The sequence below is a fragment of the Pseudarthrobacter sp. TAF60_1 genome (assembly GCF_052113505.1).
Classification (GTDB): Bacteria; Actinomycetota; Actinomycetes; order Actinomycetales; family Micrococcaceae; genus Arthrobacter.
On record NZ_JBFRDI010000004.1, the window covers coordinates 145,219 to 165,443 of the forward strand.

Annotated in this window: 14 protein-coding genes; 11 read left to right on the plus strand and 3 right to left on the minus strand. The window is 66.2% G+C overall.

Going from position 1 to position 20,225, the window contains the following annotated elements:
• Positions 1–34 precede the first annotated feature (34 nt).
• The 8 genes from AB4Y73_RS06515 (at position 35) to AB4Y73_RS06550 (ending at position 11,725) form a co-directional block, all read left to right on the plus strand.
• Complete coding sequence (locus AB4Y73_RS06515) at positions 35–2,011, plus strand: APC family permease (RefSeq protein ID WP_441870093.1); 1,977 nt, start codon at positions 35–37, stop codon at positions 2,009–2,011.
• Positions 2,008–3,435, plus strand: coding sequence for a class I SAM-dependent RNA methyltransferase (locus AB4Y73_RS06520; protein ID WP_441870095.1), 1,428 nt, complete (start codon positions 2,008–2,010; stop codon positions 3,433–3,435). Before AB4Y73_RS06515 ends, AB4Y73_RS06520 begins: the two co-directional genes overlap by 4 nt.
• A gap of 165 nt (positions 3,436–3,600) precedes the next feature.
• Positions 3,601–6,426, plus strand: a complete 2,826-nt coding sequence (locus AB4Y73_RS06525; protein ID WP_441870097.1) for an aconitate hydratase — start codon at positions 3,601–3,603, stop codon at positions 6,424–6,426.
• Between the two features lie 129 nt (positions 6,427–6,555).
• Positions 6,556–8,529 (plus strand): 1-deoxy-D-xylulose-5-phosphate synthase, encoded by a 1,974-nt coding sequence (gene dxs / locus AB4Y73_RS06530; RefSeq protein ID WP_441870099.1) that lies wholly within the window; start codon positions 6,556–6,558, stop codon positions 8,527–8,529.
• Positions 8,526–9,143 carry a DUF402 domain-containing protein gene (locus AB4Y73_RS06535; RefSeq protein WP_441870101.1) on the plus strand — a complete coding sequence of 206 codons (618 nt, stop codon included), beginning with the start codon at positions 8,526–8,528 and terminating at the stop codon, positions 9,141–9,143. The genes dxs and AB4Y73_RS06535 overlap by 4 nt, the downstream gene beginning before the upstream one ends.
• A complete protein-coding gene (locus tag AB4Y73_RS06540; protein WP_441870103.1) occupies positions 9,140–9,700 on the plus strand; it encodes a hypothetical protein in 561 nt (186 codons plus the stop codon). The genes AB4Y73_RS06535 and AB4Y73_RS06540 overlap by 4 nt, the downstream gene beginning before the upstream one ends.
• 10 nt (positions 9,701–9,710) lie before the next feature.
• Positions 9,711–10,688, plus strand: a complete 978-nt coding sequence (locus AB4Y73_RS06545; RefSeq protein ID WP_441870105.1) for an aldo/keto reductase — start codon at positions 9,711–9,713, stop codon at positions 10,686–10,688.
• Positions 10,689–10,699: 11 nt separating this feature from the next.
• On the plus strand, positions 10,700–11,725 hold the full coding sequence (locus tag AB4Y73_RS06550; protein ID WP_441870107.1) for a nucleoside hydrolase: 1,026 nt from the start codon (positions 10,700–10,702) through the stop codon (positions 11,723–11,725).
• 24 nt (positions 11,726–11,749) lie between these two features.
• On the opposite strand, the gene AB4Y73_RS06555 is transcribed toward AB4Y73_RS06550, so the two are convergent.
• Entirely contained in the window at positions 11,750–13,174 is a 1,425-nt protein-coding gene (locus tag AB4Y73_RS06555; RefSeq protein WP_441870109.1) for a mycothione reductase, read from the minus strand.
• Between the two features lie 195 nt (positions 13,175–13,369).
• On the opposite strand from AB4Y73_RS06555, the gene AB4Y73_RS06560 reads away from it, so the two are divergent.
• Genes AB4Y73_RS06560 through AB4Y73_RS06570 form a run of 3 tightly spaced genes read left to right on the plus strand, consistent with a single transcriptional unit; the run spans position 13,370 to position 16,552 of the window.
• Positions 13,370–14,224: an ECF transporter S component gene (locus AB4Y73_RS06560; protein ID WP_441870111.1), complete on the plus strand. Its 855-nt coding sequence runs from the start codon at positions 13,370–13,372 to the stop codon at positions 14,222–14,224.
• Between the two features lie 10 nt (positions 14,225–14,234).
• Positions 14,235–14,978 (plus strand): energy-coupling factor transporter transmembrane component T, encoded by a 744-nt coding sequence (locus AB4Y73_RS06565; protein ID WP_441870113.1) that lies wholly within the window; start codon positions 14,235–14,237, stop codon positions 14,976–14,978.
• 2 nt (positions 14,979–14,980) lie between these two features.
• A complete protein-coding gene (locus tag AB4Y73_RS06570; RefSeq protein ID WP_441870115.1) occupies positions 14,981–16,552 on the plus strand; it encodes an ABC transporter ATP-binding protein in 1,572 nt (523 codons plus the stop codon).
• Positions 16,553–16,650: 98 nt separating this feature from the next.
• Here the strand turns inward: AB4Y73_RS06570 and AB4Y73_RS06575 are convergent, their stop codons facing one another.
• Positions 16,651–18,825 carry a 3-hydroxyacyl-CoA dehydrogenase NAD-binding domain-containing protein gene (locus AB4Y73_RS06575; protein WP_441870117.1) on the minus strand — a complete coding sequence of 725 codons (2,175 nt, stop codon included), beginning with the start codon at positions 18,823–18,825 and terminating at the stop codon, positions 16,651–16,653.
• On the minus strand, positions 18,822–20,126 hold the full coding sequence (locus AB4Y73_RS06580) for a thiolase family protein (protein ID WP_441870119.1): 1,305 nt from the start codon (positions 20,124–20,126) through the stop codon (positions 18,822–18,824). Before AB4Y73_RS06580 ends, AB4Y73_RS06575 begins: the two co-directional genes overlap by 4 nt.
• Positions 20,127–20,225: the final 99 nt, after the last annotated feature.

Consider the following 20,225-nt stretch of genomic DNA (forward strand, 5'->3'; position numbering starts at 1 on the left):
TGACATGCGCCGCGAATACGACTAGCTTTGTGGAGTGCTGACAATATTGAATGCCGTCAAACGGGTGCTGGTGGGCAGGCCCTTCAGGAATGACAGGCTGGCCCACACCTTGCTGCCCAAACGGATAGCACTTCCGGTGTTCGCCTCCGATGCGTTGTCGTCGGTGGCCTACGCGCCGGATGAGATCCTGCTGACCCTGGCACTGGCCGGCGTGAGTGCCGTTGCCATTTCGCCGTGGGTGGGCCTGGCGGTCATGGTGGTGCTCCTGACAGTGGTGGCGTCGTACCGCCAGAACGTGCATGCATATCCATCCGGTGGTGGAGACTACGAGATCGCCAACGAAAACCTCGGCAAGTACGCCGGGCTGACGGTGGCGTCCGCGCTTCTGGTGGACTACGTCCTGACAGTGGCGGTTTCGATGTCCTCCGCGGCCGCCTACCTCATCACCGCTGTGCCCTCACTGCATGGGGAACAAGCGGTCATAGCCACCATCGGCGTCGTGATCCTCGCGCTCGTCAACCTCCGCGGAATCAAGGAGGCCGGCAGCGTCTTCGCCGTGCCCACATACATCTTCATGGCCTCGATCCTCGGCATGACGGCAGTGGGCGTCTTTCAGGCCGCCACTGGCCAGTTGGGCCAGGCGCCCTCGGCGGCCTTCGAAATTATTCCGGCGCCCGGCTTCGACGAAGGGCTGGTGGGCCTGGCCGGCGCTTTCCTGCTCCTGCGGGCCTTCTCGTCCGGCGCCGCAGCCCTGACCGGTGTCGAAGCCATCAGCAACGGCGTCCCCAACTTTAAAGTGCCCAAGAGCAAGAACGCGGCCACCACCCTGCTGCTGCTCGGTTCAATCGGCGCCGCCATGCTGGCGGGCATCATTTACCTGGCCAACGCCACCAAGGTCCACATCGTGCTTGACCCGGCCACCGAATTCCTCCTTAACGGCCTGCCGCTGCCCGAAGGCTATATCCAGAGCCCGGCCATCAGCCAGATCGCGCAGACCATCTTCGGCCCCGGGTCCATCCCGTTCTACATCGTGGTGGCGGCGACTGGCGTGATCCTGGTCTTTGCCTCCAACACCGCCTTCAACGGTTTCCCCGTACTCGGCTCCATCCTCGCCCAGGACGGCTACCTTCCCCGCCAGCTGCGGACCAGGGGAGACCGCCTCGCATTCAGCAACGGTGTCCTGGCCCTGGCTGCGGGCGCACTGGTCCTGATCATTTCCTTCAATGCCGATGTCACCAAACTGATCCAGCTCTACATTGTCGGTGTATTTATCTCCTTCACGCTGAGCCAGCTGGGCATGATCCGGCACTGGGGGAGGCACCTCAAGCTCGCCAAGGACAAAGCAGTCCGGCGCCGGATGATGAAGTCCCGCACCATCAACACCATCGGCTTCGGCATGACCGGCCTGGTGCTGGTGATCGTGCTGATCACCAAGTTTGAACAGGGCGCCTGGATCGCCTTGCTGGCCATGTTCTTTCTGTTCCTCATCATGTGGAGCATCCGGGCGCACTATGACAACGTGGCCAAGGAGTTGGCCGTGGACGAGGACTCCTCCCCGCGCGCCCTGCCTTCCCGGGTCCACGCCGTGCTGCTGGTCTCGCATGTGCGCAAACCTGTGCTGCGTGCCCTGGCATACGCGCGGGCGTCGCGGCCTTCGCGGCTGGATGCCATCACCGTGGATATTAACGCCGAGGAAACAGCTCACACGGTAGCCGATTGGGAAAAGCTGGATATCCCCGTGCCGCTCACAGTCCTGGCCAGCCCCTACCGCGAGACCATCACCCCCATCATGGAATATGTCAAGAACATGCGCCGCGACTCGCCCCGCGACCTCGTGGTGGTGTACATCCCCGAGTATGTGGTGGGTAAGTGGTGGGAGCAGCTGGTCCACAACCAGACGGCACTGCGTATCAAGACCCGGCTGCACTTCGAATCCGGCGTCATGGTGGCCAGTGTCCCGTGGCAGCTCAAATCGTCCGAAGAAGCAAAGAACCTGCAGGATATTCAATGACCCCCCAGCCCCACAGTCCTTCCACCACCACTCCCGCCCAGGAAGCCGCCGTCGAGCTGGTGCTCGATGTGGGCCCGGTGGCTCACGGCGGCCACTGCGTGGCACGCCACGAAGGCAGGGTGATCTTTGTCCGGCATGGGATTCCCGGCGAAAAAGTCCGTGCCCGGCTGACCGACGCGGGGGAGTCAGCCAAATTCTGGCGCGCCGACGTGGTGGAAGTTTTGGAGGCATCTCCGGACCGCGCAGATCACTTCTGGCGTGCGGCGGACTCGCTCCGTTCCTGGCAGCATGGGCACCCCCCGGTAGGAGGAGCCGAATTCGGTCATATCTCCCTGCCCCGCCAGCGCGGACTGAAGTCGGCGGTACTCGCCGAACAGCTCAGGCGCCTCGCCGGCGTCGAACGCGTGCCCGGGGGCCACGGCCAGGATATGGAAAACCTGGTGGAGGCAGTGGCGGGGAGCGCCCCCGAGGCCGGGTCCGCGGTGGATGCAATGTACGACGCCGGCACCGGGCTGGGGTGGCGGACCCGCGCCAGTTTCTCGGTTACCGCCGGCGGAAAGCTGGGCATGCATGCGCACCGTTCGGACTACATCATCCCCGTCAGGGAGATGCCCCTGGCTTCCGAGGGCATCAACCGGTTGCGGCTGTGGGACCTCGATTACCAGGGCATCGAGCGCGTGGAGGTAGCGGCGCCGTCAAACGGCTCCCGCCCCCTGGTGCTGCTCGCCCCCGCACCCGGAACCAGCCCGAAACGGCTCAACGCTGTGGCGGCCCAGCTTCCGGACGACGTTTCCGTGGCCTCGTTCGATCCCCTCACCGAAGAAGTTCGGCAACTGCGGGGCCGGACCTGGGTCCAGGAATCCGCGGCCGGCCACGAGTACCGGGTGACTGGGGCGGGTTTCTGGCAGATCCACCGCGACGCGCCCGGGACGCTTGTGGGCGCTGTCACAGATTTCCTCCATAGCGGCGGCTTCCTCGGGCCGGGATCGGTGGTGGCGGACCTCTACGCCGGAGCCGGGCTGTTCACGGCGCCGCTGGCCGACGCCGTCGGCGAGACAGGCGCCGTCCTCTCGGTGGAAGGCGCTCCGGGAACCAGCCGGGACGCCCGCAAGAACCTTCACGGAGCCCCGCAGGTGGAAATTGTGCAGGGCCGCGTGGAGCGGGTCCTCCGCCAGAAACCGCGGAATTTTGATGCCCTGGTGCTGGATCCGCCCCGTGCGGGAGCAGGCAAGGCCGTGGTTAGCCAGTTGGTTGCCGCCGGGCCCCGCGCGGTTGCTTATGTTTCGTGTGATCCGGCATCGTTTGCCCGGGATGTGGGCTACTTCCAGCAGGCGGGGTGGTCACTGGCCGGATTGCGTGCGTTTGACCTGTATCCGCACACGCACCATCTGGAGACCGTCGCGTTGCTGACGCCGGGCCCGTGATGCCACTAGGATGGCGGTAGTAATCCCACGTCGCGCACCGTATACACGGTTGAGTATTCACGGCTGACCTCCTGCAACTTTGTGGCCAGCACTAATTAGGCCTGCCTAACTAGCAAGCGGTCTACCGCGCGACAAAGATGAAACTGTTGCGAGAGGAGTCCTGCGATGAGCACAGTGGACAGCTTCGGTTCAAAAGGCAAACTGAATGTAGCCGGAACCGAATACGAAATTTTCCGGTTGAACTCCGTTGAAGGTGCAGAAAACCTTCCGTTCAGCCTCAAGGTATTGCTTGAAAACCTGTTGAGGACCGAGGACGGCGCGAACATCACTGCCGATCACGTGCGTGCCTTGGCCGGCTGGGATCCCAATGCCCAGCCCGATACAGAAATCCAGTTCACGCCTGCCCGCGTGATCATGCAGGACTTCACCGGCGTCCCCTGCGTGGTGGACCTGGCGACCATGCGTGAAGCGGTCAAGGAACTTGGCGGTGACCCCAAGCGGGTCAACCCCTTGGCTCCTGCGGAAATGGTCATCGACCACTCCGTGCAGATCGACGTATTCGGAAACTCCGGCGCGCTGGAGCGCAACATGGAGATCGAATACCAGCGCAACGGCGAGCGGTACCAGTTCCTTCGCTGGGGCCAGACGGCGTTCGATGACTTCAAGGTTGTGCCCCCGGGAACGGGCATCGTGCACCAGGTCAACATCGAGTACCTGGCACGCACGGTCATGACCCGTGAAGTCGACGGCGTCGTCCGGGCCTACCCCGACACCTGCGTGGGCACCGATTCACACACCACCATGGTCAACGGACTGGGTGTCCTGGGCTGGGGCGTTGGCGGCATCGAAGCCGAAGCGGCCATGCTGGGACAGCCCGTCTCGATGCTCATCCCGCGCGTTGTGGGCTTCAAGCTGACCGGGTCCATCCCGGCCGGCGCCACCGCCACGGACGTGGTGCTGACCATCACCGAACAGCTCCGCAAGCACGGTGTAGTGGGCAAGTTCGTGGAATTCTACGGCGAAGGTGTCGCGGCTGTGCCGCTGGCCAACCGCGCCACCATCGGCAACATGAGCCCGGAATTCGGTTCCACGGCCGCAATGTTCCCGATCGACGACGTCACACTGGAGTACCTGCGCCTCACCGGCCGCTCCGAGGAAAACGTCGCCCTCGTGGAGGCCTACGCGAAGGAACAGGGTCTCTGGCACGATCCTTCCAAGGAAATCAAGTTCTCCGAGTACCTCGAACTGGACCTGTCCACGGTTGTTCCCTCCATCTCCGGCCCGAAGCGTCCCCAGGACCGCATCGTGCTCACCGAGGCCAAGGACGAGTTCCGCCACGACCTGCTGAACTACGTCTCGCACCAGGCCGACGCCGGCACGGTGGATGAATCGCTGGAGGAGTCCTTCCCGGCCTCCGATGCGCCGTCGTTCACGCAGCCCGACTCGCACGTGACGGACACCGACCGCATTCCGCCCATCTACTCCGCTGCACACGGTGCAGCGGGCCGGGTTTCGAACGCCGTCCACGTCAAGACCGAAGACGGCCGCGAGTTCGAACTGGACCACGGAGCGGTGTCCATCGCCTCGATCACGTCCTGCACGAACACGTCCAACCCGTCGGTGATGCTGGCCGCCGCCCTGCTGGCCCGCAACGCCGTAGACAAGGGCCTGACCTCCAAGCCGTGGGTCAAGACCTCCGTCGCCCCGGGTTCGAAAGTAGTCACCGACTACTACGAAAAGTCCGGCCTGACCCCCTACCTGGAGAAGCTCGGCTTCTACATCGTCGGCTACGGCTGCGCCACCTGCATCGGCAACTCCGGCCCGCTGGACGCTGAGATCTCCGAGGCCATCCAGGCCAACGACCTTTCCGTCACCGCAGTGCTCTCCGGTAACCGCAACTTCGAAGGCCGGATCAACCCGGACGTGAAGATGAACTACCTGGCCTCCCCGCCGCTGGTCATCGCTTACGCCCTGGCCGGCACCATGGACTTCGACTTCGAGGCCGATTCGCTGGGCAAGGACGAAGCCGGCAACGATGTCTTCCTGAAGGACATCTGGCCGAACCCGGTTGAGGTCCAGCAGGTCATCGATTCCTCGATCGACAAGGACATGTTCGCCCGCGGCTACGAGGGTGTTTTCGACGGCGACGCACGCTGGAAGGCGCTCGACACGCCCGCCGGTGACACGTTCGCCTGGGACCCGAAATCCACGTACGTCCGGAAGCCCCCGTACTTCGAGGGCATGAAGGCGCAGCCGGAGCCCGTCCAGGACATTACCGGCGCACGCGTGCTGCTGAAGCTGGGCGATTCGGTCACCACCGACCACATCTCCCCGGCCGGTTCCTTCAAGTCGGACACCCCCGCCGGCCAGTACCTGCTGGCCAACGGTGTGGAGCGCAAGGACTTCAACTCGTACGGCTCACGCCGTGGCAACCACGAAGTCATGATCCGCGGCACCTTCGCGAACATCCGCATCAAGAACCAGCTCCTGGACGGCGTCGAGGGTGGCTTCACCCGGGACTTCACCCAGGCTGACGGTCCGCAGGCATACGTCTACGACGCCGCGCAGAACTACCAGGCAGCCGGCACCCCGCTGGTGGTCCTGGCCGGTAAGGAATACGGTTCCGGATCATCGCGTGACTGGGCTGCGAAGGGCACGGCGCTCCTGGGCGTCAAGGCCGTCATCGCCGAAAGCTACGAGCGCATCCACCGTTCCAACCTGATCGGCATGGGCGTCTTGCCACTGCAGTTCCCGGCCGGCGAGTCTGCGGCTACCCTGGGCCTGACCGGCACGGAAAGCTTCTCGGTTGAGGGCGTCACCGCCCTGAACGAAGGCACCACGCCCAAGACCCTGAAAGTCACTGCCACCGCAGAAGACGGCACCGCCAAGTCCTTCGATGCAGTACTCCGCATCGATACGCCAGGCGAAGCGGACTACTACCGCAATGGCGGTATCCTGCAGTACGTCCTGCGCCAGATCTCCGCTAACTAGCAGGTATCTGAACAACGCAGCACCCTCCCGAAGCCCCGGCCGGTCACCGACCAGCCGGGGCTTCGGCTTTGCATTTCACCCAAGGCGTTAGAGTTAACAGGCACGTCTATCACCCGAAGGAGGGGTCATTTGGGAATCTTGGACACCATCCGGAATCCGCAGGACCTGCATGGGTTGTCCCAGGGGCAGCTCGAAGAACTGGCTGATGAGGTCAGGAGCTTCCTCATAACCAATGTTTCCCAGACGGGTGGACACCTGGGCCCCAACCTCGGTGTTGTGGAACTGACGCTTGCCGTACACCGCATCTTCGATTCGCCCCGGGACAGCATCGTGTTCGACACGGGGCACCAGTCCTATGTGCACAAGCTTCTGACCGGCCGCCAGGATTTCAGCACCCTGCGCCAGCAGGGCGGCATGTCCGGCTACCCGTCACGTGCAGAGTCCGAGCACGACATCGTGGAGAGTTCGCACGCGTCCTCGTCCCTCTCCTGGGCGGACGGCATTTCCCGCGCCCGGCAGCTCACCGGAGAAGGCGACCGCTACGTCGTCGCGATCGTTGGTGATGGCGCCCTGACCGGGGGAATGGCCTGGGAAGCCATCAACAACATCGCAGCGGACAAACGGCGCCGCGTCGTCATTGTCGTTAACGACAACGGCCGCTCCTACGCGCCCACCGTTGGCGGCTTCGCTGACTACCTCGCTTCGCTGCGTCCCACCATTGACTCCTTCCGCGCCGCCCCGGCCTATGAGGGCACCCTGGACTGGTGGAAGAAGAAACTCCAGAACGGCGGCCCGGTGGGCCAGTTCACCTACAAGAGCCTGCACGCCATGAAGAAGGGCCTCAAGGACTGGTGGGCGCCGCAGGGGATGTTCGAGGACCTCGGCATGAAGTACATCGGCCCGGTTGACGGCCACAATCTCCAGGCCATGGAGCATGCCCTGTCCACGGCCCGGAACTATGCCGGGCCGGTGATTGTCCACGCCATGACCGAAAAGGGTCATGGCTACGCTCCCGCCCGGGCTCATGAAGCGGACCAGTTCCACGCGGTGGGGATCATCGACCCCGAAACCGGCGAACCCACGGGCACTTCAGGGGCACAGTCCTGGACCTCTGTTTTCGCCGACGAGATCGCCGCCATCTCCGATGAGCGCCCCGACATCGTCGGCATCACCGGCGCCATGCTGATCCCCGTGGGCCTGCACAAGTTCGCCGCCAAGCATCCCGACCGCGTGATTGACGTCGGCATTGCCGAGCAGCACGCACTGACCTCGGCAGCCGGCATGGCCTTCGGCGGCCTCCATCCGGTAGTGGCTGTCTACGCCACCTTCCTCAACCGTGCGTTCGACCAGCTCCTGATGGACGTTGCCCTGCACAAAGCCGGCGTCACCATCGTGCTGGACCGCGCCGGGGTGACCGGTCCGGACGGAGCCAGCCACCATGGCATGTGGGACATGGCCATGGTCCAGATTGTGCCCGGGCTGCACCTTGCCGCGCCGCGCGATGCCAGCAGGCTGCGCGAAGAGCTCCGCGAAGCCGTGGCCGTCGGCGATGCCCCCACCGTGGTCCGCTTCTCCAAAGGCACGGTCGGCGCCGAGGTGGAAGCGATCGAACGGCTCAGCGACGGTGTGGACGTGCTGGCCCGCCGCCCCGCAGGCTCCACCGAAAACGATGTCCTGATTGTCAGCGTCGGCGCCATGTCCGAACTTGCGCTGGACGTCTCGAACCGGCTCGGCGCGCAGGGCATCAGCACCACCGTGGTGGACCCGCGCTGGGTGCTGCCCGTGCGCCGCTCCATCATCGCGCTGGCCTCCCACCACCGGCTGGTCATCTGCATCGAGGACGGCGTCAGGGCCGGCGGTGTGGGATCACGGATCCGGCAGGAGATGCGCGCCGCAGGGGTTGACACCGCCTTGAACGAGGTGGGCCTTCCCGCAGAGTTCCTGGACCACGGCACCAGGAGCCAGGTCATGGAGCGGGTAGGGCTGACGGCACAGCAGATAACGCACGACGTCGTCGCGCAGGTTTTAGGGACGAAGGTTCCGTTTGCGCGTCCCCTGCCTGGCCAGGAGCACCCCACCACCGGCAGCCTCCCGATTCTGTGAGGGAAGAAGATGCCCTGAAGTATCCCGGTGCCGCAGGGGAATACGGGCCGGCCACGCATACCAGCAGCACGAGGATTCCCGCAGTCCTCCAGCCAGGCCAGCTGGTGGTGGCGCGGAACAGGAAATGGAACGGCAAAGCCCACTGGGTGGTTCCGGGACGCTACCTGGGGGAGGACCGGCACGGCTGGTGGATCTTCCAGGGAACCAACGAGTTCTGTTCGCGGCCCGGCGCTGCGTTCTACACCCGGTCCGATGCGGTGCTGCTGGTGCCGCGGTCCGGGGACTGGGTTGCCACCTTCTATGATTCCGCGCATCCCAACGGGGTCCGGGTGTACGTTGACCTGGCAGTGGCCCACGAATGGACAGAGATCCGGCCGGCGGTCACAGAGTTCCATGTGATCGACATGGATCTGGACGTGATCCGAATGGACGGGCGCGGCGTCTTCATCGACGACCAGGACGAGTTTGCCGAGCACGCAGTCGCCATGAACTATCCGGACCGCCTGGTGCAGGACATCCAGGTTGCCGCAGCAGAGCTTTATCAGGCCGTCAAGGCACAGCAGGCACCGTTCGACGGCTCAGACGTTGAATGGTTCACGAAGGGACGGTCATGACCGGCATCATCAGGGTCTACAAACGGGACGACGAGGGAGTGCTGCACTTCCGCGAAGGCTGGTTCGACGAGGACTACAGCCAGTTTGTGATGAACTACGGCGTGGTGGGCCACCAGAGCAAAACCGAAGCAACAGACGTCGCGGACGCCGCTGCCGCAGAAGGCCTGATGGATGCCTTCGCGGTCCAGTGCGCGGAGGACGGCTACGCCGAAATCCCCGAGGAAGAGCAGTTCTGGGTCGTTGCCCAGTTCGCGCTCAAGACGAGGGAAGGCACCGACCGGGACCGCTACCTTGAGGAAAAAGCCAAGGACGCGCTCATCAGCCACCTGGCCTGGCGCGGGCTGGGAACTGTTGAACGCACTGAGTTCAGCGACTACAAGCTGAACATCTTCTGCCTCTGCCCGGAAGTGAACAAAGCCGTGAACGCCATCAAGATCTGCAGCCGCGGTGAGGACCTGGACTTCACCAAGCTCAGCATCGGCGCCGCACCTTTTACCGAACCGGCCAACTTCAAGCTCAAGCATTCGGCGAAGCCCGCCAACAGCTTCAGCGTCTAGGGGGAATTCCATGACTGAACACCGTCGCCTGGGAAAGTCCGGGCTGTCCGTCTCCGTGGTGGGGCTCGGCTGCAACAACCTTGGCCGCGCCAACACAGTGACCGAGACGCAGGCGGGAACCGACGCCGTCGTGCATGCCGCACTGGACGCAGGCGTGACGTTCTTTGACGTCGCGGACAACTACGGCAAGGAACCCGGCCTCAGCGAAACCATGCTGGGCAAGGCACTCGCCGGCCGGCGTGACGACGCGGTTGTGGCCACCAAGTTCGGGATGGACATGCGCGGCGCCAACGGCCCCGACTTTGGTGCCAGGGGCTCGCGCCGCTACATCGTGCGCGCGGCGGAAGCGTCGCTGCGCCGGCTGGACACCGACTGGATCGACCTCTACCAGTTCCACACGCCGGACCCGCTGACCCCCATCGAGGAAACCCTGTCCGCCCTTGATGACCTCGTCACCAGTGGCAAAGTCCGCTACATCGGGCATTCAAACCGTGCTGGCTGGCAGATCGCCGAGGCGGAATTCGTGGCCCGCACCGCCGGCGGGACCCGGTTCATCTCCACCCAGAACCACTACAACCTCCTGGACCGGCGTGCCGAGCTGGAGGTCACTCCGGCCGCCGAAGCCTACGGACTGGGTGTCCTGCCGTACTTCCCGCTGGCCAACGGGCTCCTCACCGGAAAGTACTCGCCGGACACGGCGCCGGCAGGTTCCCGGCTCAGCCACACGCGAACCCACATGGTGCACGACGCCGACTGGGACCAGCTGCAGCGGTTCAGCGCGTTCGCTGCAGAACGGGACCTGACCGAGATCCAGGTGGCCTTCTCCTGGCTGGCGGCGCAGCCGTCCGTCGGAAGCGTGATCGCCGGGGCCACAAAGCCCGAACAGATCCGCCAAAACGCCGGGGCCGTGGCCTGGGTGCCCACGCCGGCCGAGCTGGACGAACTGGACGCGATCTTCCCCAAAGTCCCCAAAGTCGCACTCTTCTAGGAAGACCGCCGATGACCAGGCTCCTGCTGGACGTTGACACCGGGATCGACGACGCCCTGGCGCTGGCCTACCTGGCCTCGCTGCCCGACGTGGAGTTTGTGGCCGTCACGGCGTCGCCGGGGAATGTGGACGCCCACCAGGTGGCCCGGAACACCCTCGCCATGCTGGAGCTGTGCGGACGCGAAGGGGTGGAGGTGGCGGTCGGCGCGGAAGGTCCGCTCGCCATCCCGCTGGTGACCACCCCGGAAACCCATGGCCCGCAGGGCCTTGGCCACGCCGTCCTGCCACCGCCATCCGGGACGGTATCGCCCCGGCACGCCGCCGACCTGTGGGTGGAGGCGGCCCGGGCCAGCCCGGGGGAGCTGACTGCCCTGATTACGGCGCCGCTGACGAACTTCGCGCTGGCTATCCGGCGTGAACCCCGGCTGCCCGAACTGTTGCGCAAGGTGGTGATCATGGGCGGCAGCTTCTACCACCAGGGGAACACGACTCCCACCGCCGAATGGAACACGCACGTTGATCCGCAGGCGGCCAAGGAAGTCTACGCGGCCTATCGCGGCCTGCCGGTGAACCGGCTGCCCATTGTCTGTTCCCTGGATACCACCGAGCGTATCGAGCTGCGGCCCGAGCATGTGTTGCGGCTCGCGGAGGTGGCCGGCTGCTCGGAGCGGGAGTTGGTCCTGCCGAAACAGCCTGAAGGCCTCAGGAGCACGGCGGACAGCCCGCTGGTCCGGCACCTGTCCGACGCCCTCCGCTTCTACTTTGAGTTCCACCGGCTCTACGGGCAGGGCTACGTGGCGCACGTGCACGACTACTTCGCGGCCGGTGTAGCAGCCGGGACTCTCGATTACGCAACCCGCCTGGCCACCGTGGACGTCGAGGTTGAATCGGCGTTGCTGATGGGGACCACCGTGGCCGATTACCGGAACCTGTGGAAGCACCCGCCCAATGCCCGGATCGTGGCGGACAATAACCCGGAGCAGGCGTTCGGGGAATTGATTCGGTCCGTCGGCGGCCTCGCCGCACGGCTGCGCTGACCCTTCTCCCTCCCGGCGGCCCGCCTACAGCGGAGCGTTGTCGGGTAGGTCCACGTCCAGCGCCAGCAAGGCGTTTTCCACCACTTCTGTCAGCGCCGGGTGAATCCAGTAGGGCCCCCGGGCGAGGGTGGACACCGGGGTGGACGCGGCGATCGCCTGGACCAGCGGCTGGATCAGCATGGAGGCCTCGTGGCCGAGGATGTGGGCCCCCAGCAGCCGGCCGGTGGCTTTCTCCGCGATCAGTTTGACGATTCCCTCAGAGTCCTCCATGGCCCAGCCGTAGGCCGTGCTGCCGTACTCCTGGACAGCCACCACAATGTCTGTTTCGTCGTCGGCTTCTGCCCGGGCTTCTTCCTCCGTTAGCCCGACGGCGGCCACCTGCGGATTACTGAACACGGCGAACGGAACACCCGTGTAGTCGATGCTCCGCAGCCGCTCCGGGTGTTCGAGGTTGTGGGCCACCACACGCGCTTCCCGGTTGGCCACGTGCTTGAGCTGATACCGGTTGGCGATGTCGCCCAGGGCATAGACGCCCGCCAGCGGTTCGCCGTTGGACAGAATCCGCAGCTGAGCGTCCACGGACAAAGTCCTGTCAGAGGTCAGGTCGAAGCCTGCCGCGTCCACCTCCAGCCGGTCCGTGTTGGGAACGCGTCCCGTGGCCATCAGCACGATATCCGTCTCGATGCGCAACTGCTTTCCGTCGCCGTCGTCGAACACCGCGGTGACCCGGCCGTCTCCGTTGTCCTCCACCTTTTGAAGCGAGAAGCCGAGCTCCAGCTTCCAGCGGCGGCCGGCAGCCTCGGCGAACCGCCGGGCAATTTCGCCGTCATTGCCGCGGAGGAGACGCCCGGACCGGTTCACCTGGACCACCTCCGCCCCGAAACCGTGGAAGATTGCGGCGAACTCCGCGGCGATGTAGCCGCCGCCAACCACCACAACGTGTTGGGGCGGTCCGTCGATGCGCATCACGGTGTCCGAGGTATGCACCTGGGGGAGGTCCAGGCCGGGGATGTCCGGCACCACCGCACGGGATCCCGCGGCCACCACCACCTGGTCGGCCGTGATATCGATACCGGAGTCCGTCCGCAGCGACCGGGGCCCGGTGAAGCGCACGAACTCCTGGTACAGGTCCACGTTGTCCAATTCCTCGGCGCGGTAGCGCCGGCCGTCCTCGGAGATGGCGTCGATGCGGCTGAAGATGCGGTCCCGGATGGCATTCCAGCGCACCTTGTCCAGCGTCAGTTCCACGCCGAGACGCGCCGCTTCAGTGGGAACGGCGGCCAGGGAGGACGGGTAGACGAACATTTTCGTCGGAATGCACCCGACGTTCACACACGTGCCGCCAAAGACGCCGCCGTCGAAGAGGGCCACCCGCTTACCATCCCAGAACGGGGTGATCAGCGAGTTTCCCGATCCGGAACCGATGATGGCGAGATCGTAGTGCGGCATGGTTCGGCCTTTCGGAACGTCAGGACGGCAGTGTCAGGGAGTCTACTAGCCATCGCGTGCCCGGTTGCTTCCCGGTAGACTGATGCCGGACCCGGGCCGGCGCAGACGCCCCCGGCCGCTGCCGAGGTGACATAGGTGGTATTCCGCCCCGCCCGGGCCTTCCGGGTGGCAGAGCCTTCATCCCAAAGGAACGCCATGTCATCGCCCTCCCTCACCCTGCCGCCGCACACACCGGCCACAGCCCGGAAGCGTCGCCTCCTGGAAATCCTCGGAGCCCTGGCCATTGCCGGGACGTACATCTACCTTGTCCTCAACCAGCCTGCCGACATCACCGGCGGCCCGGGCAGCGCCGCGGCCTTGATCACCCTCTCCGGGTTCCTGGCGGGCGCTGCCCTGCTGATCGTTGCGGTGCTTCCCACGTTGCCCGTCTCCACCCTCGTGCTGATTCCGGTGGCCCTGGTGCTGAACATCGTCCTGGGCCAGTTCGTGGGCAGTACCCTGGTGCCCTTCTACCTTGACGCCATCGGCACCGTGCTGATTGCTGTCCTCGCCGGCCCGGCCGCCGGCGCTGCCACCGGGGCCCTGAGCAGCGTCGTCTGGTCCTTCTTCAACCCCACCGTCCTGCCCTTCGCCGCCGGCGCTGCCCTGATCGGCTGCCTGGCCGGACTCGCCGCACGCTACGGCCTTTTTCGTCGTTTCTATCTGGTTCCCGTGGCTGGATTCCTGACCGGCATCATCGCCGGCGTGGTCTCCGCACCCGTTGCGGCCTTCGTCTTCGGCGGCACGTCGGGCCTGGCGACAGGCGCCATCGTCAGCGCCTTCCGCGCCATGGGGGACAGCCTGCTGGGCGCCATCACCAAGCAGGCCCTGATCTCGGACCCGATGGACAAGGCAATTGTCTTCACCCTCGTGGCCCTCCTGGTCTATGCGCTGCCGCGCCGCACCAGGCTGCAGTTCCCCTTTGTCCGCCGGCACCGCGTGCTGGCCGGACAGGATGTGCTGCCAGCATCAGACGCGCAGGCCGGCAAGGCCAGCGGCCAGTGTTCCTGACCCACCCCTGATGCGCCTCCACCCCCTGACGTCGCTGGCGGCTGCCGGCAGCACTGCGGTCATCACGACGGCGGCAGCCTATCTGCCGTTGTCCCTCGCCGTGTGTGCCGCTGCCGTTGGGCTCGCGTTCGCGGGCGGAAAGGCCGACCGGATGCTGCCCGCGGCGGCCGCCGTCCTGGTTCCGTTGGGGTTGTCCCTGCTGGTGCTCCACGGCCTCTTCTTCCCTGAGGGCGTGACCGTCCTGGCCGAGTGGGGACCCGCGCGGGTGACCTCCGAAGGGCTGCACTTCGCCGTCGAGCGCGTGGCGCAGCTTTCCGCCGCAGTGCTTGCCCTGTTGCTGTTCTCGTTCAGTGTCAGCGTGCCCGACCTGGTGGCGGCGCTTTCGTCCCGCGGAGTCACGGGCCGGTTCGGCTACGTCCTGGCCTCCACCCTCACCCTGTTGCCGGCCATCAGCGCGCGGGTGCGGCGGATCCGGCAGGCGCAGGAATCCCGGGGCCTGGTGGTCCGCCGGGGGTGGACTCACCGGGTGTTCGCCTTCCGCCTGCAGGCTGTCCCGCTGGTCCTGTCACTGGTGGAGGAGGCGGCGACACGTGCCCAGGCACTGGAAGCACGCGGCTTCAGTGGCCAAGGCCCCCGTACGAGTTACCGCGAGGTTCTGGACCCGCCCTTCCAACGTATTGCCCGGGTGGTGCTGCTTGTCGCCGCCGTGGCGGCAATCGCCGCCCGGTTGTGGTTCCCGACGGCGGGCGTGTAGCCATGCGCGACGCGTCGATTCCGGTGCTGGCCGCACACATAAGACGCTTTACCTTCCACGGTGACGCAGCCCCGGTGCTGGGCGGCATCAACCTGTCCCTGGGTCCCGGAACCCTGACGGCAATCCTGGGCGGCTCGGGCAGCGGCAAATCAACCGCGGGACGGCTTCTTGCCGGCTGGCTCCGCCCTGGCAGCGGCGGCGTCTTTGAAGGATTTCTGGAACTTGCCGGCACCCGGCTGGAGTTCAGGGGAGCGCCGGAGGACCCGCAGATCGACCCGGCGGGCTGGTGCTCACGTATTGGCTTTGTCCCGCAGGACGCGGCCGCGGCGTTGTCCACGGTCCGCGCTACGGTGGCCGAGGAGCTGGCCTTTGGTCTCGAAAACCTGGGCACGGGCCGGCCGGAGATGCATGAAGCCGTTCGGCGGGTTGCGTCCCTGACCGGGCTGGAGCATCTGCTGGACCGTGATCCAGCCAGGATCTCAGGAGGCGAGCTGCGGCGCCTGGCCATCGGCTGCGCCATCATCACGGGTCCGGACGTACTGGTTCTCGATGAACCTTTCGCCTCATTGGACAGCGGCGGCTCAGCGGCCCTGACGGCCCTGGTGCGGGGCCTCGTGGCAGGCGGCACCGCCGTCGTGGTTTTGAGCCAGGCGGTCGACGCCCTGCTGCCCGACGCCGACCACTGCATCCTGCTGGAAAACGGCGGGTCAGTCGTTGAGGGCACCCCGGCTCAACTGGCCACATCCCCGGAACTCGCTGCCGCCGGCGTTGTGGCGGCGTGCGCCGCCGGGGACAGCCCGCGGACGCGACTTTCAGCCAGGGCGGATCAACCTGGCGGGCAACCAGCCGCCAAGCAAGCAGGCGCCGGTGCCGTGCCGGCAGCGGTTCCCGCGCTGGAGCTTCGCGACGTGAGCTTCGCTTATGAAGGGCCGCCTCGACGGAAGTGGTCCCGTGGGGCAGTTGCCCGCACTCCCAAATCCCGTGTCCTGGACGACGTCAGCCTTGCAGTTCATCCCGGCGAGATCATTGCTGTCACCGGGCCGAATGGAGCCGGTAAATCAACGCTGCTGCGTCACCTGAACGGCCTGCTTCAGCCGCTGGCCGGCAGCGTCCGGATCAACGGGCAGGACATTGCCGGGCTGCTCCCGGGCAGGGTGGCCGCGGACGTCGGCCTGCTGTTCCAAAACCCCCGTGACCAGTTGTTCGAGCGGACAGCGGAACGGGAAGTCGGCTTTGGGCTGACGGGCGGCCCGGCGGCCACGGCCTCGGTTCGGCGTGCCTTGGACGCGGTGGGTCTGGCGGAAGCAGCAGGACAGCACCCCGCCGAACTGCCGGCCTCCCGGCAACGGCTGTTGGCACTGGCCACGGTCTTGGCCAGGCGGCCGCGCGTCATGGCCTTGGATGAACCGACCGTGGCCCTCGACCGGCATGGCGTGGCCATGCTGGACACAGCGGTGCGGCACGCGGCAGCGGAGGGCGCCGCCGTCGTGCTGGTGACGCATGACGTGGCCTATGCTCGCTCCCTGGCCCACCGGATACTGCGGTTGGATGCGGGCCGCCTGCACGGGGGCTGAGCCGCAGCCTCGGCCCTCACCTCCGAGTTTTTGGTCAGATAACGCGGGTGTTAAGGCCCGTAAGGTGCGTTATCTGACCAAAAACTCGTCGGCGGAGGTTAGGCGTGGATGGGGGACGCCGCTGCTGACGCGACCCCCGGTGCGTGGAAGCGCTTGCCGTTGACGCGCTCCGAGGCGCCCACACGGTCCAGGTACGGCGTGATGCCGCCCAGGAACATGGGCCAGCCTGCGCCGAGGATCATGCATAGGTCGATGTCCTCGGGGCCGGCCACCACGGCCTCTTCCAGCATGAGGCCAATTTCCTCGGCCAGGGCATCCTGGACCCGCCGCAGGACTTCGTCCCCGATGGAGGGGGACGTGCCGAAGGACATGAGGGCGAGCGTGGACGCCGGGATTTCCTGGCTGCCGTCGGCTGCGGGAGCCCAGAGCGACTTCACGCCGTTGTCGATCAACTTCTGCAGGTTGGCGGACACCTCGAAGCGGTCGCCGAATGCGGCGTGCAGGGATTCCTGGACATGCTGGGCCACCGGCAGGCCCACCATGGCCCCGAGGGTGAACGGGGTCATCGGCAGGCCCATGGGGCGGAGGGCGGTGTCGGCAATGTCGGCGGGGGTGCCTTCATCAAAGGCCGCCATTACTTCGCCCATGAGCCGCAGCAGGACCCTGTTGACCACAAACGCGGGCGCATCCTTGACCAGGACGGCCGTCTTCTTCAGGCCCTTGGCCAGCTCAAACGCCGTGGCCAGCACGGCATCCTCGGTCTTGGGCGCACGGACGATTTCCAGCAGCGGCATCACCGCCACCGGATTGAAGAAGTGGAACCCGACCAGCCGCTCGGGGTGGGCGAGGTCCTCGGCCATGGCGGTGACGGACAGGGATGAGGTGTTGGTGGCAAGGATGCATTCCGGCGAGACGATGGCCTCCACTTCGGCGAAGACCTGCTTCTTGACGTTCAGCTCTTCGAAGACGGCTTCGATGACGAAGTCGGCGTCGGCGAAGGCTTCCTTGGACACCGAGCCCGTCACCAGGGCCTTGGTGCGGTTGGCGGCGTCCGGGCTGATCCTCTTCTTGCCCAGCAGCTTATCCACCTCGGCGTGGACGTACCCCACGCCCTTGTCCACGCGGGCCTGGTCGATGTCGGTCATGACCACCGGGACCTTGAGCTGGCGGGCGAACAGCAGGGCGAGCTGGCCTGCCATCAACCCAGCGCCCACCACGCCGACCTTGGTGACCGGACGTGCCAGCTTCCGGTCCGGTGCGCCCGCCGGCCGCTTGGACCGCTTCTGGACCAGGTCCAGGAAGGCGTAGACCGTGGCGCGGAACTCATCGCTCTGCATCAGCCCGGCCAGGGTCTCGCACTCGAGCGCCGCCGACTCGGCCTGGCTCATGGTGCGGTTGGCCTCCAGGATGTCCAGGACCTTGGCCGGCGCCGGGGACGCGTTGGACGTCTTGGCCTCCACCAGGGCACGCCCCGCCTTGACGGCCGCCGACCAGCGCGCGCCGACGGCGGTGTCTGCGGGATCGACGGCGTTGGCCCGCCCGGGAGCCACCTCGCCGGTGATGACCTTTGCAGCCCAGAGCAGGGACTGCTCCAGGAAGTCGGCCGGTTCGAACAGGGCATCGGCGATGCCTAACTCGAAGGCCTGCGGCCCGCTGAGGGTGCGGTTGTTGCTGAGCGGGTTTTCGATCATGACCTTGACCGCGTTCTCCGGGCCGATCAGGCGGGGCAGGATGTGGACGCCGCCCCAGCCCGGGACCAGGCCGAGGAACGCTTCAGGCAGCGCCAGTGCACCGGCTCCCGTGGAGACGGTGCGGTAGGTGGACTGCAGGGCGATCTCCAGGCCGCCACCCAGTGCTAGGCCGTTGATGAAGGCGAAACTGGGTACGCCGAGGTTGGCCAGCGTGGCGTAAACGTCGTGGCCGAGCTGGGCCATCCACAGGCCGTGCTCGCGGTCCTCCAGCGACTTGACCGCTGACAGGTCCGCGCCGGCCACCAGGAAGTACGGCTTGCCCGTCACGCCGACGCCCACGATCTCGCCGCGGGCGGCACGCTCCTTCAGCCCCTCCAGGACGGTGCCCAGTTCAACCAAGGTATTCGGGCCCAGAGTGGTGGGCTTGGAGTGGTCCAGGCCGTTGTCCAGGGTGATCAGCGCAAAAACGCCAGGGCTCGGCTGGCCCGGAGCCGCCGGCAGTTCGACGTCCTGGACATACGAATGCGTCACCGTTTCATTCGGAAAGAGTTCGGCGAGCTTGGTGAAATCTGCGGCGCTCATGCGGCGGCTCCTTCGGTGGTTGCTTCGATGGTCTCTTGGCGGGATTTTTCGGTGACGGCGCCGCTGTACTCGGCATGGTGCGGGTTTTCCCAGATTACCGTGGCCCCCATGCCCAGGCCGATGCACATGGTGGTGATGCCGTACCGGACGGACGGGTCTTCCTCGAACTGCCGCGCCAGCTGGTTCATCAGCCTGACGCCGGAGGAGGCCAGCGGATGGCCCACCGCGATGGCGCCCCCGTAGCGATTAACCCGGGGATCGTCGTCGGAAATTCCAAAGTGGTCCAGGAAACTCAGGACCTGGACGGCGAAGGCTTCGTTGATCTCGAACAGCCCGATGTCCTCAATGGTGAGGCCGGCGTTCTTCAGTGCCTTTTCGGTGGCGGGAACGGGGCCGATGCCCATGACCTCCGGCTCGACCCCCGCGTAGGCGTAGCTCACCAGCCGCATTTTGACTGGCAGGCCCAGTTCGGCGGCGGCCTCCGAGGATGCCAGGACGGCGGCGGTGGCGCCGTCGTTCAGGCCGGCCGCGTTCCCTGCCGTCACCCGGCCGTGCGCTCGGAAGGGTGTGCGCAGCGCGGCGAGGTCCTCCAGTGTGGTGCCCGGGCGGGGTGGCTCGTCAACGCTGTTGAGTGTCCAGCCCTCGCCCGGCTTCAGGGCTGCCACGGGGACGAGGTCGGGCTGGATCTGCTCGCGGGCGTACGCTGCCGCCAGCTTGTCCTGGGAGGCAACAGCGTAGGCGTCCGTGCGATCCTTGGTGATCGCGGGGAAACGGTCATGCAGGTTTTCGGCTGTATTGCCCATGTTCAGGGCGGCCGGATCAACCAGGCGCTCAGACATAAAGCGCGGGTTCGGATCGGCGCCGGAGCCCATCGGGTGGTTGCCCATGTGCTCCACGCCCCCGGCAATGACGACGTCGTAGGCGCCGAAGCCGATGCCGCTCGCCGTCGTGGTGACGGCGGTCATTGCCCCGGCGCACATCCGGTCGATGGCGAAGCCAGGTACCGTGCGGGGGAGTCCGGCCAGGAGGGCGGCCGTCCGGCCGAGAGTCAGGCCCTGGTCTCCGGTCTGGGTGGTGGCGGCTACGGCTACTTCGTCGATCCGCGCCGCGGGCAGGGTGGGGTTGCGGCGCAAAAGTTCGCGGATGCACTTCACCATCAGGTCATCGGCACGGGTTCCGGCATAGATGCCTTTCTCGCCGGCCTTCCCGAAGGGGGTGCGGACGCCGTCTACAAAAACGACGTCGCGGACAGTGCGCGGGGATCCGCTGCTGTGTTCTCCGCTGTGGCGGGCTTGGCTCACGTTTACTCCTCATCGAGACTCGGCGCCGTCCGAGGCTGGGGGCAGCCTTCAGCCGGACGGCAGTGCACACTATGTTACTCACGAGTAACATAGTGTGCA